Origin of the sequence: Pseudomonas sp. CFBP 8771, from assembly GCF_014841695.1 — a bacterium.
Taxonomy (GTDB): Bacteria; Pseudomonadota; Gammaproteobacteria; order Pseudomonadales; family Pseudomonadaceae; genus Aquipseudomonas; species Aquipseudomonas baltica.
Genome location: NZ_JACYUJ010000003.1, coordinates 210,699 through 227,275 on the forward strand (window position 1 = coordinate 210,699; position 16,577 = coordinate 227,275).

At 60.7% G+C, this 16,577-nt stretch carries 14 protein-coding genes; 7 read left to right on the forward strand and 7 right to left on the reverse strand.

The window, feature by feature from the left end; genetic code table 11:
* The first annotated feature begins 216 nt into the window (after window positions 1-216).
* The 3 genes from IFT80_RS08505 (at window position 217) to IFT80_RS08515 (ending at window position 3,474) form a co-directional block, all read left to right on the forward strand.
* Complete coding sequence (locus IFT80_RS08505; protein ID WP_122477788.1) at window positions 217-939, forward strand: pirin family protein; 723 nt, start codon at window positions 217-219, stop codon at window positions 937-939.
* 163 nt (window positions 940-1,102) lie between these two features.
* Window positions 1,103-2,107, forward strand: coding sequence for a GTP 3',8-cyclase MoaA (gene moaA / locus IFT80_RS08510; RefSeq protein WP_192059681.1), 1,005 nt, complete (start codon window positions 1,103-1,105; stop codon window positions 2,105-2,107).
* Window positions 2,108-2,292: 185 nt separating this feature from the next.
* Window positions 2,293-3,474 carry an acetyl-CoA C-acetyltransferase gene (locus IFT80_RS08515; RefSeq protein ID WP_192059683.1) on the forward strand — a complete coding sequence of 394 codons (1,182 nt, stop codon included), beginning with the start codon at window positions 2,293-2,295 and terminating at the stop codon, window positions 3,472-3,474.
* Between the two features lie 84 nt (window positions 3,475-3,558).
* Here IFT80_RS08515 and IFT80_RS08520 read toward each other — a convergent pair whose 3' ends face one another.
* Window positions 3,559-5,982, reverse strand: coding sequence for an autotransporter outer membrane beta-barrel domain-containing protein (locus IFT80_RS08520; protein WP_192059685.1), 2,424 nt, complete (start codon window positions 5,980-5,982; stop codon window positions 3,559-3,561).
* 430 nt (window positions 5,983-6,412) lie between these two features.
* Between IFT80_RS08520 and IFT80_RS08525 the strand changes: the two genes are divergently transcribed.
* Window positions 6,413-6,715, forward strand: coding sequence for an RcnB family protein (locus IFT80_RS08525; protein WP_122477782.1), 303 nt, complete (start codon window positions 6,413-6,415; stop codon window positions 6,713-6,715).
* 43 nt (window positions 6,716-6,758) lie between these two features.
* Here IFT80_RS08525 and cysG read toward each other — a convergent pair whose 3' ends face one another.
* The 6 genes from cysG to IFT80_RS08555 are packed head-to-tail and all read right to left on the reverse strand — an operon-like array spanning window position 6,759 to window position 14,317.
* Window positions 6,759-8,150, reverse strand: coding sequence for a siroheme synthase CysG (gene cysG, locus IFT80_RS08530; RefSeq protein ID WP_122477780.1), 1,392 nt, complete (start codon window positions 8,148-8,150; stop codon window positions 6,759-6,761).
* Window positions 8,151-9,431 carry a serine--tRNA ligase gene (gene serS, locus IFT80_RS08535; RefSeq protein ID WP_185793212.1) on the reverse strand — a complete coding sequence of 427 codons (1,281 nt, stop codon included), beginning with the start codon at window positions 9,429-9,431 and terminating at the stop codon, window positions 8,151-8,153. It lies immediately after the preceding gene.
* A 26-nt stretch (window positions 9,432-9,457) separates the two neighbouring features.
* Window positions 9,458-9,832: a fluoride efflux transporter CrcB gene (gene crcB, locus IFT80_RS08540; RefSeq protein ID WP_122477777.1), complete on the reverse strand. Its 375-nt coding sequence runs from the start codon at window positions 9,830-9,832 to the stop codon at window positions 9,458-9,460.
* A complete protein-coding gene (locus IFT80_RS08545; RefSeq protein WP_122477775.1) occupies window positions 9,829-11,154 on the reverse strand; it encodes a replication-associated recombination protein A in 1,326 nt (441 codons plus the stop codon). The genes crcB and IFT80_RS08545 overlap by 4 nt, the downstream gene beginning before the upstream one ends.
* 21 nt (window positions 11,155-11,175) lie before the next feature.
* On the reverse strand, window positions 11,176-11,799 hold the full coding sequence (gene lolA, locus IFT80_RS08550) for an outer membrane lipoprotein chaperone LolA (RefSeq protein ID WP_122477774.1): 624 nt from the start codon (window positions 11,797-11,799) through the stop codon (window positions 11,176-11,178).
* 37 nt (window positions 11,800-11,836) lie between these two features.
* Window positions 11,837-14,317 carry a DNA translocase FtsK gene (locus tag IFT80_RS08555; RefSeq protein ID WP_244647974.1) on the reverse strand — a complete coding sequence of 827 codons (2,481 nt, stop codon included), beginning with the start codon at window positions 14,315-14,317 and terminating at the stop codon, window positions 11,837-11,839.
* A 404-nt stretch (window positions 14,318-14,721) separates the two neighbouring features.
* Here IFT80_RS08555 and aat point away from each other — a divergent pair, with 404 nt between their 5' ends.
* The 3 genes from aat (at window position 14,722) to infA (ending at window position 16,486) form a co-directional block, all read left to right on the forward strand.
* Complete coding sequence (aat, locus tag IFT80_RS08560; protein WP_192059689.1) at window positions 14,722-15,402, forward strand: leucyl/phenylalanyl-tRNA--protein transferase; 681 nt, start codon at window positions 14,722-14,724, stop codon at window positions 15,400-15,402.
* Window positions 15,403-15,460: 58 nt separating this feature from the next.
* A complete protein-coding gene (locus IFT80_RS08565) occupies window positions 15,461-16,168 on the forward strand; it encodes an arginyltransferase (protein WP_122477770.1) in 708 nt (235 codons plus the stop codon).
* Window positions 16,169-16,267: 99 nt separating this feature from the next.
* Window positions 16,268-16,486, forward strand: a complete 219-nt coding sequence (gene infA, locus IFT80_RS08570; RefSeq protein ID WP_002553999.1) for a translation initiation factor IF-1 — start codon at window positions 16,268-16,270, stop codon at window positions 16,484-16,486.
* Window positions 16,487-16,577: the final 91 nt, after the last annotated feature.

Genomic DNA, 16,577 nt, shown 5'->3' on the forward strand with positions numbered 1-16,577 from the left:
GGATAACAATTTCTGATATAGCCAATTATAACTATGCAGCATTAGCTTATAACCGCCACTCGATCACGCATAGCAAGCCTGCACTTCATGACTGTCAACCTGAGCGCGACAGTGCTGCGCTGCCGGAACGATTTATCCCGGCGCGGCGAACGCATAATCTTTACCCATCGCACAGCACCTCCAACGCTGCGCCCCCACCAGAATCGGGAGAACACCATGCTCGCACTTCGCAAAGCTTCGGACCGCGGTCTCGCCAACCATGGCTGGTTGCAATCCTTCCATACCTTTTCCTTCGGCCACTACCGCAACCCACAGGAGCAGGGCTTCTCCGACCTGTTGGTGATCAACGACGACCGGGTCAGCGCCGGCAAGGGCTTCGGTCAGCACCCGCACCGCGACATGGAGATCTTCTCCTACGTGCTGCAAGGCGCGCTGGCGCACAAGGACACCTTGGGCACCGGCTCGGTCATTCGCCCAGGGGACGTGCAGTTGATGAGTGCTGGCCATGGCGTGGCCCACAGCGAGTTCAACCACAGCGATGTCGACCCCGTGCATTTCCTGCAGATCTGGATCGTACCCGAGCAAGCAGGCGCCGAGCCTCGCTACCAGCAGGAACACTTCTCGCCCGAGCAGAAACGTGGCCGCCTGCAACTGATCATCTCGCCCGATGGCGCGCAAGGCTCGCTTGAAGTGCGCCAGGATGCGCGGGTCTACGCCGGCCTGTTCGACGGCGCGGAACAGGCCACGCTGACGCTGGCGGACAACCGCTACGCCTATGTGCACGTCGCCACGGGCAGCGTCGAACTCAACGGCCAGCGTCTGAATGAAGGGGATGGCGTGCGCCTGCGTGAGGAAACCGTGCTGCGGTTGACCAACGGGGTCGACGCCGAGGTGCTGGTATTCGACCTGCGCCCCAACGAGTTGCCGCAGATGCCATGATCGGGCAGTGCACCGGGGGCCGATCAATCCTGTCGATGACCGCATTGAAAAAAGCGATTGGCTTGACCCCGGTGTGGCGCGTACCTTCAAGGTCTGTATTTTTTTTGCAACGCCTGCATGGCGTTGGCAGTCGAAATGGTCATGCCCTTTACTGGTACCCCCGATGCACACCCCTGAGCGCACCCTGCACGATGGCTTCGCCCGCAAAGTCGATTACCTGAGGTTGTCGGTCACCGATCGCTGCGATTTTCGCTGCGTGTACTGCATGGCCGAAGACATGACGTTTCTGCCGCGCCAGCAGATTCTCAGCCTCGAGGAACTCGAGCAGGTGGCCGCAAGCTTCGTCGCCCTGGGGACTCGCAAGATTCGCCTGACCGGGGGTGAACCCTTGGTGCGCTCGGGCATCGTCGACCTGTGCCGACGCATCGCTGCCCTGCCCGGCCTGCAGGAACTGTGCATGACCACCAACGGCTCGCGCCTGGAAACCTTGGCCCAGCCGTTGTTCGACGCCGGCGTCAAGCGCCTGAACATCAGCCTGGACAGCCTCGATCCAGCGCGTTTTCGCGAGCTCACTCGTACCGGCGACCTGAACAAGGTAATTGCCGGCATCGACGCGGCCAACGCGGCCGGATTCCACCATACCAAGCTCAACTGCGTGGTCATGCAGGGTCGCAACGACGACGAAGTCGTCGACCTGGTGAGCTTTGCCATCGACCGCGGCCTGGACATTTCCTTCATCGAGGAGATGCCCCTGGGGGCCATCAGCGAGCACAGCCGCGCCGAAGCCTTCTACTCGAGTGATCAGGTACGCGCACGCATCGCCGAGCGTTACGAGCTGCTGCCGTCCGCCGACTCCACCCAGGGCCCGTCGCGCTACTGGCGCATCCCCCAGGCGCCGGGCACGCGCATCGGTTTCATTTCCCCGCACAGCCACAACTTCTGTGCGACCTGCAACCGCGTGCGCCTGACCGTCGAAGGGCGCCTTCTGCTGTGCCTGGGCAACGAGCATTCGGCGGACCTCAAGCAAGTCCTGCGTGATCATCCCGGCCAGCCGGAAGTGCTCGAACAGGCGATCATCCAGGCCATGCAGCTCAAGCCGTGGAGCCACAACTTCCGCCTCGACGATGACGTGCAGGTAGTGCGCTTCATGAACATGACTGGCGGCTGAGTGCGGGCGCTGGTCTGTGGCATTGTTCTGCTTTTCTTATAAACCCGTTTGAAAATGCAACTTATCAAATCAGTGCACAGGGCCGACAATCACTCTGTGCCGTCGCTGTGTGTCCGGTACGTTGAGCGGTGCCATCCGCTTCCTACAAGAACAAGGCCACCGGCCGCCCTACCGAGGACTCCTTCATGCAAGACGTCGTTATCGTTGCCGCCACACGCACCGCCGTCGGCAGTTTCCAGGGCTCGCTGGCGAGCGTACCCGCCGTCGAGCTGGGCGCTGCGGTGATTCGCCGACTGATCGCACAGACCGATCTGGATCCTGCACAGGTCGACGAGGTCATTCTTGGGCAGGTGCTTACCGCGGGCGCCGGGCAAAACCCCGCGCGCCAGGCGGCGATGTTCGCCGGCCTGCCCAGCGCCGTGCCGGCCATGACGTTGAACAAGGTCTGCGGTTCAGGGCTCAAGGCCGTGCACCTGGCCGCCCAGGCCATCCGCTGCGGCGACGCCGAGGTGATCATCGCCGGCGGCATGGAAAACATGAGCCTGGCGCCCTACCTGCTGCCGGCCGCACGCACCGGTCTGCGCATGGGCAATGCCGCGCTGGTCGACAGCATGATCAAGGACGGCCTGTGGGATGTCTTCAACGACTATCACATGGGCATTACCGCAGAAAACCTGGCCGAACAGTACGGCATCAGCCGCGAAGCCCAGGATGCGTTCGCTGCGCAGTCCCAGCAAAAGGCCGTGGCGGCCATCGAAGCGGGTCGTTTCGTCGATGAAATCACCCCCATTGCCGTGCCCCAGCGCAAAGGCGAGCCCGTGCAGTTCGCTGTAGACGAGCAGCCCCGTGCCGACACCACGGCGCAAAGCCTGGGCAAGCTCAAGCCTGCCTTCAAAGCCGACGGCAGCGTCACCGCTGGCAATGCCTCGTCGCTCAACGATGGCGCTGCGGCCGTGCTACTGATGAGTGCGACCAAGGCCCAGGCACTGGGCCTGCCGGTGCTGGCGCGCATTGCCGCCTATGCCAATGCCGGCGTGGATCCGGCGGTGATGGGCATCGCTCCGGTGTCGGCCACTCGCCGCTGCCTGGAGAAGGCCGGCTGGAGCCTCGAGCAACTGGACCTGATCGAAGCCAACGAAGCCTTCGCGGCGCAGGCGCTGTCGGTTGGCCAAGTGCTGGGCTGGGACGCCGACAAGGTCAACGTCAACGGCGGCGCCATTGCCCTGGGTCACCCGATAGGGGCGTCCGGCTGCCGGGTACTGGTCACCTTGCTGCACGAGATGCTGCGTCGCGATGCCAGCAAGGGGCTGGCCACCCTGTGCATTGGCGGTGGGCAAGGTGTAGCCCTGGCTCTGGCGCGAGACTGACCCGGCAGCAGGCAACACGCACTGGCCAGCGTGTGGTGAATGGATGGAAACTGGCAAGCTCAGCCTCGGTGTAGTTCGACCGACCTAAAACCCGTAGGTCAAACTCACCTCGGCAACACTGTCACTGTAATTTCGGCCACCGAATCGATGGCCAACTGCCCCGCTCAGGCCAAGTCGAGAAGTTACCTCACCCTCCACACCCAGCTTTATTTCTCCGACATCCCGATACCCATCCTGGGAGATTTTCACACGATCCATATCGACACTATATACCTTGTCACTGTGAATCCATCCCGCCTCTACGTAGGGCTTGATCTCAGTCCCTGCTGATGAGCCGCGATCTATATTTTTCAGAAATGCTCTCACTGCCAAATGAGTGGAAATACCGCTCTCATTACCAAATCTCACCACGGTTCCATTCCGCTCAATGTGATCTTCAGCTTTTATGCTGGACCAAGCCAATTTCACCTTGGGCTGAATATAAAATGAAAAACCGCGAAACTTGGAAACTTCCATCACACGGCCAACTTCTACCGAAGCAACGGGACCACGAGACTTGTACTGCTCGCCACTTAGACCCTCACCTTTTACCGAATTATCGAACCAACTGTACTGAAATACACCGTCGATATAAGCACCCATTTCATCTACGACATCTTCGTACCAAGTACTATAAACGCCTATTGAGTAGCCTGAAACTCGCCCTTTTGAGTCGTATGAATTAAGTTTATATGCAGTGTCGTTGGTGCCGCTGCCATAACCTGCCAATGCGCCTACTCGCCACCCTCCTCCTTTCCCTGTCGCGCCTGATGCAATATCACTACCTATCATCACAGCCTGACGGTCGGAGTGAGTACTCAGCTGACCGCTGACATCTACGCCATGGGCATACCCCCTGATAGTTTTCATCCACAAACGCGTTGTCTTTTGCTCGCCACTCAGTGGATCAGTGTAATCTCGCGAGCCGGGCCGATCCTCCAACCTGATTTCAAACAAAGCATTTGCCATCGCGAGATTTGCAGAGTAAGACCCCGCCTCAGGCCGAATAGTTTGCGACTGAGGTATTTCTGGCACCTCAGAAGTTCCACTGTCCAAATACCAATTCCCACTATTGGCGCCTTCCCCCCTTACGAGACGATAATCATAAGCCCCGGCTACGATTCGGCCGGCCTGCTCGAACTGAGCTAAAGATTTGCCCTGGACGGTGATAAATTCTATCCCGTTCAGTGTCGAGGCACCTGATCCGCCCAAATTATTGACGCTAACTTTTGTAAGACCAGAAGTATCCCCCAAGACTACCAAGCGATCCGTCACGGATTCATCGCCATTTAGCACTGAGTTGAAAATCAACAATCCATTGCCTCCTGTATAATCCCCATCAATTGTGAGTACCGCACCAGCACGCGGCCCTTGCAACGAAACAACACCACTATTGGTCAACCCTCCCAACGTTTGACCGTATCCATTGAGCGATAAGGCCCCGCCTTCAAATACAGTGTAATCAGAGTTCTTACTGAAGACACTCATACCTCCTGCCTCAAGCACTCCACCCACTAATTTAGTCAACCCACTGTATGTGCTCTCACCGGTCAATATCGTTCGGCCATTTGCAATCAACGCTGAACCGCCTCCTTTAATAGCCGATGCAAACTCATAATCCGATGCAGTGTGGTTAAAAACAATACTGCCATCGCCGGCACCGAGCCAAACGCCCTCGGTTGAGTTCAGCGAACCCGCTTCGGCCGGAGCGTCAGTGTTTGAAGAACCTATGTAAAGCACTCCGCTTGAACCAGCGGCATCTGCCAAAACCAGCTTATTGGTGTTTAGCTCACCTTTATTCTGAAGCGTGAGCATGCCACTGCCACCTTTACCCACAACCGTAACTTCAGCCGCATTCACGGACGAGCCGCCCCCCGAAACAAGTAACTCCCCAGCCGAGTTGCTTGCTCTACCGAGCGTTATAGAGCCTACACCTGCCCCCACAACATTTATAACGCTCCCTCCAGTAACGCTTACGCTACCCTGCGAAAAGTCTTCCCCACCGACATCTAGCGTGTTCTCGACAGATAGAGAGCTGCCATTACTTACCACTACGCTACCGATCGAATTCCCTTCTACTCCGACCTCGAGCGACTCACCTACAGAAACACGCGCCGCGCTATCTACAACCAGGAGGCCTTTACCATTGACCCCCACTTTGGTGTCTCCTGTACTATTCCAGCGAGAACCTGATCCGGAAACAACCACCACTCCCTCAGAACCGGCGTCAACACCCAGCTGACCAGATCCAGCTCCCACTGAATGACTTGTCACTTTTGCGCCGTTTGTAATATTCACTCGTCCGTACCCATACGTACCGACATTCAACCCATTCCCGATAGTCGGACTAAAGGGAATATTAAAATTCAACGGATCAGGGCCATTGACAGATAGAGCAATAACATCCTGCGGCATCACAAACATCCACGCCAGCCCAGAGCATTGTAGAATTTTGTTTTTTATAGCCATTTCAACCGCCCACCAATATTTAAAACCGACGAAATTCAGTACTCACTGGCATCCTGTATTCCATACATGACACGCACGCAAAATGACGCATTTATTTTTCAACAACTTTAATCGTCGCAAGGCGGAGAAAAATAGAGGAAATTTCCCATGCTTCGCCAATGCAATGCAAAGTTACATTTTTGGAACAGATGGGAGCTTGCGTACGTTGCCTTTGCGCAGTTTCTTACTTGCCGTCGAAGCTTTTTCAAATACGCTTGGCATGCTGTACAATTGGCATACTACGGTCGATTCGGTTGAAAAATCGAGATCTCAGACTGGCAGACGTCAAGCCTAGCCGTCTCTTCGGAACCTGTGCACCACATTGCGTGGCCTCTGGTTCCGCGTTGATCGTTGCAGCTTGGCCAATAGGTTGATTAAAGGAAGTTCCCCCATGACCCGCATGCTGTTCGCTTCGCTGTGCATCACCGGCGCGCTGTTGTCGGCCGCATCGCCTGTCACGCTTGCCATCGAGGTATTCCGCCCGCCCGGCGACGCCACCGAGCTGGTTTCCCTGGGCAAGGGCGACCGTGTTCCGGCAGCCTATGCCCAACCCGATTCAGCTTTCATCGGGTGGAAATCCTCGGGGCTCAAGCAACCCGACCCGGACAGCCAGTGGGTGCAGATCGGCGACAACTTCGTACTGGTCCGACGCAGCAACGCGGTGATTCAGGACATCCAGCCCATTCCCAAGTAATGGCTGTCGCCTGTCAGCGACAGTCGGCGCCGGTCTGTGCTCGTCAGCGATACTGCGCGCCGTCGAACCAGGCGAGCTTCTCTCGCAGCACCACCACTTCGCCAACGATGACCAGCGTAGGTGCATGCACCTCATGCTCGGCGACCATCCGCGGCAGGTCCGCCAGGGTGCCGGTGAACACCCGCTGGTTTACCGTGGTGCCCTGCTGGATCAACGCCGCCGGTGTATCCGCGCCGCGACCGTGGCGAATCAGCTGTTCGCAGATGATCGGCAGGCCGATCAGGCCCATGTAGAACACCAGCGTTTGCCCTGGGGACACCAGATCGTGCCACGGCAGATCACTGGTGTTGTTCTTCAAGTGCCCGGTGACGAAACGCACAGATTGCGCATAGTCGCGGTGGGTCAGGGGAATGCCGGCATACGCCGCACAGCCGCTGGCTGCGGTGATGCCCGGTACCACCTGGAATGGGATGCCGTGGGCCGCCAATTCCTCGATTTCTTCGCCGCCCCGGCCGAATATGAACGGATCGCCGCCCTTGAGACGCAGCACGCGCTTGCCCTGCTTGGCCAAGGCCACCAGTTGCTGGTTGATCTGGTCTTGCGGCAAGGCATGCTCGGCGCGACGCTTGCCGACATACACACGTTCGGCGTCCCGACGACACAGGTCGAGGATCGCCGGCGCGACGAGGCGGTCGTAGAGCACCACATCGGCCTGCTGCATCAAGCGCAGGGCGCGGAAGGTCAGCAAGTCCGGGTCACCGGGCCCAGCGCCCACCAGATAGACCTCACCGGGGGCATGGGGCGGTGCACCGTCGACCTTCGCCTGGAGCATGCGCTCGGCCTCGGCGCCCTGCCCGGCCAACTGGCGATCGGCGATCGGGCCCTGGAACACTTCCTCCCAGAACGCACGGCGCTGGGTAACATCCGGGTACAGCGCCTTGACCTTCTGCCGAAAGCGCGCTGCCAGGCCGGCCAGCTCGCCATAGGTGGATGGAATCCAGGTTTCCAGCTTGGCGCGGATCAGCCGCGCCAGGACCGGTGCGTCGCCGCCACTGGACACTGCCACCACCAAGGGTGAGCGGTCGACGATGGCCGGAAAGATCACCGTACACAGTGCTGGCGCATCGACCACATTGACCGGCACACAGCGCGCGCGGGCATCGGCCGACACCTGGGCGTTGAGCGGTTCGTCATCGGTGGCGGCGATCACCAGCACGCAGCCGTCCAGATCGCTGCTCAGGTAACCCCTGTCGAGCATCTGCCCGCCGCTGCCGCGCACCAGATCGGCAAGCTGCGGGTCGATGCTCGGAGCGACCACGCGCAACACCGCGCCAGCCTCGGCCAGCAGGCGCGATTTGCGCAGGGCGATCTCGCCCCCGCCTACCACCAGCACCTGGCTGTCGCGCAATTTGTGGAACAGCGGCAGAAACTCCATTTAGCCGATGACCTCGAGGCCGCCCATATAGGGCTTGAGTACTTCGGGCACGCGGATGCTGCCGTCGGCCTGCTGGTAGTTCTCCAGCACGGCCACCAAGGTGCGACCGACTGCCAGGCCCGAACCGTTCAAGGTATGAACCAGCTCGGGTTTGCCTGTTTCAGGGTTGCGGAAGCGTGCCTGCATGCGCCGCGCCTGGAAATCCCCGGTGTTGGAGCACGAGGATATCTCGCGGTACTTGTCCTGGCTCGGCACCCAGACTTCCAGGTCGTAGGTTTTCACCGCACTGAAGCCCATGTCGCCGGTGCACAGGGCCAGTACCCGGTACGGCAACTCGAGCGCCTGCAGGATGCGCTCGGCGTTGGCAGTCAGGCTTTCGAGGGCTTCCATGGATTTCGACGGTTCGACCACCTGGACCATCTCGACCTTGTCGAACTGGTGCTGACGGATCATGCCGCGGGTATCGCGGCCCGACGCGCCGGCTTCGCTGCGGAAGCACGGCGTGTGGGCGACGAACTTGAGTGGCAGCAGCTTGGCATCGAGGATTTCGCCGGCCACGATGTTGGTCAGCGACACTTCGGCTGTGGGGATCAGGTACAGATCGGCTTCACCTTCACGGCTGATCTTGAACAGGTCTTCCTCGAACTTGGGCAACTGACCGGTGCCCTGCAAGGCCGGGGCCTGCACCAGGTACGGGGTGTAGGCTTCTTCGTAGCCGTGTTCGCTGACGTGCAGGTTGATCATGAACTGCGCCAGTGCGCGATGCAGGCGCGCAATCGGCCCACGCATGATGGCAAAACGTGCACCGGACAGCTTGGCAGCCGTCTCGAAATCCAGGCCACCCGACTTGCCACCGAGGGCAACGTGGTCCTGCACCGGAAAATCGAAGGTGGTCGGCGTTCCCCAGCGGCGGACCTCGACGTTGCCGTCTTCGTCCTCGCCGATCGGCACCGATTCGTGGGGCAGGTTGGGAATGCCCAGGGCAATACCGTCGAGCTCGCCCTGCAGCTGTTCCAGCTCCGCCTTGCCGCGCCCCAGCTCCTCGGCGATGGACTCGACCTGCGCTTTCAGCGCGTCGACATCGCCGCCGCTTTTCATCACCTGGCCAATGGACTTGGACAGCGCATTGCGCTCGGCCTGCAGTTGTTCGGTGCGGGTCTGCACGGTCTTGCGCTGGGCTTCCAGCGCCTCGAGGCGCGCCACATCCAGGACATAGCCACGGCTGGCAAGGCGATCCGCTACGTCCTGAAGCTGGCTACGTAACAGTTTGGAATCGAGCATGTCGGTCTCTCGTTTATCAGTATTGGTCAGATTTTAGTCAGTGCCAGGCCGGCCCAGGTGGCCAGCAGGCCGCCGAATACGCTCACAGCGCAGTAGCCCATGGCAACCAGTCCCTGGCCGCTTTCGAGCAGGCGCACGGTGTCCAGCGAAAATGACGAGAAGGTGGTCAGGCCACCCACGAACCCCACCATCAATCCCGAACGGATCTCGACCGGAATGTCCGGGCGAATCATGAACAGGCCATACAGGTAGCCGATGATCAGGCAACCGATGATATTGACGGCCAGCGTACCGGTATAGAACAGACGTGGCCAGTTCGCATTGATGTAGGTCGCGGTGAACAGGCGCAGCAGTGTGCCGACCACCCCACCCAGGGATACCGCGACAATGGTCGGGATCACGCCTTTCTCCGTCGCCGCGGACTGCTGTCGTCCAGACTGGCGAGGTGCTTGAGCTTTTCGCCTATCTTCAATTCCAGGCCGCGCGGCACGGGGCGATAGTAGTGGCGTGGACTCAGTTGCTCGGGGAAGTAGTCTTCGCCGGCCGCATAGGCGTCGGGTTCATCGTGGGCATAGCGGTACTCGTCGCCGTAGCCCAGCTGCTTCATCAGTTTGGTCGGGGCGTTGCGCAAATGCAGCGGTACTTCCAGCGAGCCATGTTCGGCCGCCTCGCGCATCGCCGCCTTGAAGCCCATGTACACGGCATTGCTCTTGGGTGCACACGCCAGGTAAACGATGGCCTGGGCCACCGCCAGCTCGCCTTCGGGGCTGCCCAGGCGCTCCTGCACATCCCACGCCGACAGGCACAGCGGCAGCGCCCGCGGATCGGCATTGCCGATGTCTTCGCTGGCCATGCGCACCACCCGCCGCGCCAGATAGAGCGGGTCGCAACCGCCGTCGAGCATGCGTGCGAACCAGTACAGCGACGCATCCGGATCGGAGCCGCGCACCGATTTGTGCAAGGCCGATATCTGGTCGTAGAACGCCTCGCCGCCCTTGTCGAAGCGTCGGCGGGTATCGCCGAGCAGGCTCTGCAACAGCTCGACGCCTATTTCCTCGCCGTCCTCGGCAAGGTCGGAGGCATTCTCCAGCAGGTTGAGGATCCTGCGTCCGTCACCGTCGGCAGCGGCCATGAGCATGGCAAAGGCCTCGTCGCCCAGGCGCAGTCGGCGCTTGCCCAGGCCGCGTTCCTCGTTCAGCGCACGGTCGACCAGACGCCGCAGCGCCGCCTCGTCGAGGCTCTTGAGCACATACACGCGGGCTCGCGAGAGCAAGGCGTTGTTGAGCTCGAACGAAGGGTTTTCGGTGGTGGCGCCGATGAAGATCAGCGTACCGTCTTCCACGTAGGGCAAAAACGCATCCTGCTGGGACTTGTTGAAACGGTGCACTTCATCGACGAACAGAATCGTGCGACGGCCATACTGGCCCGCCTGCTGCTTGGCCACCTCGACCGCCTGGCGAATCTCCTTGACCCCGGCGAGTACCGCCGACACTGTTTCGAAGTGAGCATCGGACACCTTCGCCAGCAGCCGTGCCAGGGTGGTCTTGCCCACGCCCGGTGGCCCCCAGAAGATCATCGAGTGCAGGGCGCCCTGCTCCAGTGCCTCGCGCAGCGGCTTGCCGCGGGCGAGCAGATGCTCCTGGCCGACGTATTCGTCCAGGTTGCTGGCGCGCAGACGCGCGGCCAGCGGCTGGGCAATGGGATCACTGCGAAACAGGTCCATGGGGCGGCAATCGACCTCGAATTATTCCTGGATCACGTCCGCCCCTTTGGGGATGTCGAACTTGAATTTGTTCGCGGCGATCGGCTCGTTGGCCCTGACGTTCATGAACAGGATATTGGTGCGCTGGCCCACGCTGTCGATCAGTTGCATGTCGTTGATCACACCCTTGCGGAACGACAGGCGCAACGAATCGAACAAGGTGTCGCGGGTCTTGGGCTTGAGCACGAAATCGATCACGTCGCCGGCTTCCTTGGCACTGATGTCGAAGCTCTGGCTGATCTTCGACACGTCACCGGACAACAGCAGCGCCGGGGTCTGGGTCAGGCGCTGGTCGAGGGTCTTGATGGTGACCTGCTCCAGGTCCGGGTCCCACAGCGAAACCTTCTTGCCGTCGGAGACCATCAGCTGCTCCTGCGGCGCGTCGGTGTGCCAGTTGAACAGGCCAGGCCGCTGCAGGGCCATCTGCCCGGCGGTCTCCTGCAACTGGGTACCGCTGCCGTCCAGGGTCAGCTGGGAAAAACGCGCGGTCAGCGTCTGGGATTTCTCCAGCAATTGCGTCAAGCGCGCCACGTCCTTCTGGTCGGCGTGTACCGACAGGCTGGCCAGGGCCAGGGCAGAAACCAACAGCATGCGAATCAGGCGCATGGGAATCCTCGTTCTAAGGTAAGGCGCGAGCGTTGCATCAGTCGCGCATCGGGCCCGGCGCGATCACTTCGCGCGAGCCATTGGTGTTCATCGGCGTGACCACACCGGCCATTTCCATGGACTCGATCATGCGCGCCGCGCGGTTGTAGCCGATCTTGAGCTTGCGCTGTACCGCCGAGATGGACGCACGACGGCTTTCCAGCACGAAGTTCACTGCCTCGTCGTAGAGCGCGTCGCTTTCGCTGTCGTCGCCATCGCCGCCACCACTGCTGCCCTCGAAGCCACTGCCGGCTTCCTCGACGCCGGCCAGAATGTCTTCGTTGTAGTCGGGCACACCACGCTGCTTCCACGCCTCGACCACGCGATGCACCTCTTCGTCGGAAACGAAGGCGCCGTGCACGCGAATCGGCAGGCTGGTGCCCGGCGGCATGTAGAGCATGTCACCGTGACCCAGCAGTTGTTCGGCACCGCCCTGGTCGATGATGGTACGCGAGTCGATCTTGCTCGATACCTGGAACGCCATGCGCGTGGGGATGTTGGCCTTGATCAGGCCGGTGATGACGTCCACCGAAGGTCGCTGGGTAGCGAGGATCAGGTGGATACCGGCGGCACGGGCCTTCTGCGCGATACGCGCGATGAGCTCTTCGACCTTCTTGCCGACGATCATCATCATGTCGGCGAATTCGTCCACGACCACCACGATGGTCGGCAGGGTCTTGAGCAGCGGCGCCTCGTCGTGAATGCTTTCGCGCTTGTAGAGCGGGTCGCTGAGGGGCGTCCCGGCCTCTTCGGCGTCCTTGATCTTGCGGTTGAAGCCCGCCAGGTTGCGCACGCCCATGGCCGCCATCAGCTTGTAGCGTCGCTCCATCTCGGCAACGCTCCAACGCAGCGCGTTGGCCGCGTCCTTCATATCGGTGACCACGGGGCAAAGCAGGTGCGGGATGCCCTCGTAGATGGACAGTTCGAGCATCTTCGGGTCGATCATGATCAGCTTGGCGTCTTCCGGGCCCGACTTGAACAGGATCGACAGAATCATCGCGTTGACCCCCACCGACTTGCCGGAACCGGTGGTACCGGCAACCAGCAGGTGAGGCATCTTGGCCAGGTCGGTGATCACCGGTTTGCCGCCGATATCGTGGCCTAGCGCCATGGTCACAGGCGACTTGGCCTCGTCGTACTGGGGCGAGGACAGCACTTCGGAGAAACGCACGATCTGCCGGTCTTCGTTCGGAATCTCGATACCGACGGTGGTCTTGCCGGGAATGACTTCGACCACACGGACACTGAGCACCGCCAGCGAACGCGCCAGGTCTTTGGCCAGGTTGGAGATGCGGCTGACCTTGACGCCGGCCGCCGGCTGGATCTCGTAACGGGTGATCACCGGGCCGGGGTGAATGGAGTCAACGGTCACTTCCACGCCGAATTCCTTGAGTTTCACCTCCAGCAACTGGCCTACCGCCGCCAGCGACTCTGGCGAATAGTTGACCTTCTTCTCTTCGGCGGGATCGAGAATGGAAATCGGCGGCAAGGTGCCCTGCACGGCGCTGTCGACGAACAACGCCGCCTGCTTCTCCTTCTGCACCCGCGCGCTTTGCTCAGGCGGCTTGCCGTTCGGCGCACCCTGGGTGCTTTCCTCACTCAACGGCTTGATCGGGACCGCAGGCCGCAGGGGCTGAATGGCCGCGACCGGCGCCGCCATTGCAGCCGGCGCGATGGGTGCTACCGGACGGCTCTGCAGGGTCGGTTCCACCGGCGCAGGCCGCACCGGCCTGGGCTTGGCGACATCGCGCGGCTCGCTGACCCTGGGCGCAGCGTAGGCCGGTTCGTCCACTTCCCGCAGTTGGGCAACCAGTTGCTTGCGTTCGGCACGTGCCGCCCACCAGCGGCTGGCCGAGCCCTGCATCAGCTCGAGCAGATCGAGGGTGATCTTGCCGGTCATGTCCATTACCTTGAACCAGGACAGGTCGGTGAACACGGTCAGGCCGAACAGAAACAGTGCGATGAACAACAGGGTGCTGCCCTGGATGTTCAAGGCGTTGAGCGCCAGGTTGCCCAGGCTTTGGCCCAGCGCGCCGCCGGCGGACGCCGGCAGGCTGCCGGCGGAATGGAAATGGATATGAGCCAGGGCCGCGCCGGAGAGAATCAGGAACACCAGCCCGATGAGGCGCCAGGAGAACAACCAGCCGCTCCACTGCCAGGGCTCGTGGCGCTGACGGAAGATCTGCCAGGTCTTGACCGCCAGCAGCAGGGGAAAGATATAGGCGAAATAGCCCAGCACCATGAACAGAATATCGGCGGCGAACGCACCGGCACGGCCGGCCGCGTTCTGCACCTGGTCCATGTTGCTGCTGGTGTGGCTCCAGCCGGGATCGGTCTGATCGTAGGTCAACAACGCCATCCACAGATAAAGGCACAGCGCGCCCATGGCGATCAGTGCGCCTTCCTTGAGGCGATAATGCATTTGCTGGCGCCAGACGGGCACCGATGCGGGAGCGGATGAGGCAGTGGATTTCTTCAAAACGCTTGATTTCCTGCGCCTGTCGAAGCGCGCAACTGATGGATGACAAAAATACAGCAAATGGCCACTATCGGTGGACAACAGGCCCTGCAAAGATCGCATTGTACGGCTTTGTCGGCAATTCGCGCATCTGCAATATAAGCGTCGCTTGCCGTGCGCCATTCAGCTTCGGATCAGGCGACGCACGAAATGTGATTCAGCGGTGCTTTGTGTTTGCCGACAAGGCCTTACGAGCCAATCTTGAAGAACAGTGACATGGGACTGCAATTGCCCGAAAAAGTTACATGAAAGCTCGGTCGCCCTGACTGCCCGGCCTTGCTGCCGTGCATTGGCGTGCCGACCGGATCGTGGCAGGATGAACTCACTGCCCCCGGTACCACCCTCCCCTGCCGTAGCGAACAACCATGCTGACGTGGCTCAAACGAAACGAACTGGTCTTTCCTCCCCTGAGCAAGGCGATGCGCGAGCCCAATGGGCTGCTGGCAGCCGGTGGTGACCTCAGCCCCGAGCGGCTGGTGCAGGCCTACCGGCACGGCTGCTTCCCCTGGTTCGAGGACGGTCAGCCGATTCTCTGGTGGTCGCCGGATCCGCGTACCGTGCTGATGCCCGCCGAACTGCACGTGTCACGCAGCCTGCGCAAGGTACTGCGCCAGCAACGCTTCACGGTAACCTTCGACCAGGACTTTTCCGCTGTCATCGCTGCCTGCGCAGGGCCGCGCGATTACACCGACGGCACCTGGATAACCAGCGACATGCAACGCGCGTACCTCACCCTGCACGAGCAAGGGCACGCGCACTCGGTCGAGGTGTGGGACGGCGAGACGCTTGTAGGTGGGCTCTATGGCCTGGCCATGGGCCAACTGTTCTTCGGCGAATCCATGTTCAGCCGCACCGACAACGCCTCCAAGGTCGGCTTCGTGACTTTGGTCGAGCATCTGCAGCAGGCCGGTTTCGTGCTGATCGACTGCCAGATGCCCACCGAGCACTTGCACAGCTTGGGCGCACGAAGCATCGCCCGAGATCAGTTCGCCGGTTATCTGAGCCAATACCTCGACCAACCCAATAGCGCGACATGGCAGCGCTAGGCGAGTTCTCCGGCACTGGCTTACACTTGATGCAATGGTTTCATTCCGAGGGTTCATCATGACTGAGTTGGCGCGCCTGAAGTTCTATGCCACTCAACCCCATTCGTGCAGCTACCTGCCCGACGAGCAAGCCACGACCTTGTTTCTCGATCCGAGCCAGCCGATGGACGTCCACGTCTACGCCGACCTCTCGGAAATGGGTTTCCGCCGCAGCGGTGACCACCTCTACCGGCCGCACTGCCAGCGCTGCAACGCGTGCGTGCCGGCACGCATTCCCACGGCAGGCTTCACCCCCTCGCGCCAGCAGAAACGCATCGTCAAGCGCAATCACGACGTCCAGGTGACGAGTGCCACCCCCCGCTTCAGCGAAGAGTATTTCGACCTCTATCAGCGCTACATCGAGCAGCGCCACGCCGATGGCGACATGTTTCCGCCCAGCCGTGATCAGTTTTCGACATTTCTGGTCCGAGACCTGCCGTTTTCGCGTTTCTACGAATTTCGCCTGGAAGGCCGGCTGCTGGCGGTGGCCGTGACCGACCTGCTGCCCAACGGGCTGTCCGCCGTGTATACCTTCTACGAGCCGACCGAAGAGCGGCGCAGCCTGGGCCGTCTGGCGATCCTGTGGCAGATCGAGGAAGCACGGCGATTGAACCTGGATGCGGTCTATCTGGGCTACTGGATCAAGAACTGCCAGAAGATGAATTACAAGACCCAATATCGACCCATCGAGCTGCTTATCAACCAGAGATGGGTAACACTTAACTGAACCCCTTGGCTTGAGCCCCCTTTTTCGGGCACAATGCACGCCGCTTTTGCCTGGCGCAGTTGCACCGGGCCATCAACTGGATACCGAGGGTTTTACTGCATGTCGAAAGAAGACAGCTTCGAAATGGAAGGCACTGTCGTCGACACCCTGCCCAACACCATGTTTCGCGTGGAGTTGGAAAACGGGCACGTCGTAACCGCGCATATCTCCGGCAAGATGCGCAAGAACTACATTCGTATTCTCACCGGTGACAAGGTGCGTGTTGAACTGACGCCCTATGATTTGAGCAAAGGGCGCATCACCTACCGCGCTCGCTGAACCGAGACACATGAAAACGCCCGGCATTGCCGGGCGTTTTTGTGTGCGTGGAATTTGGACAGCAAAAGCTACGCGGCTTGCGCCGCTGCTA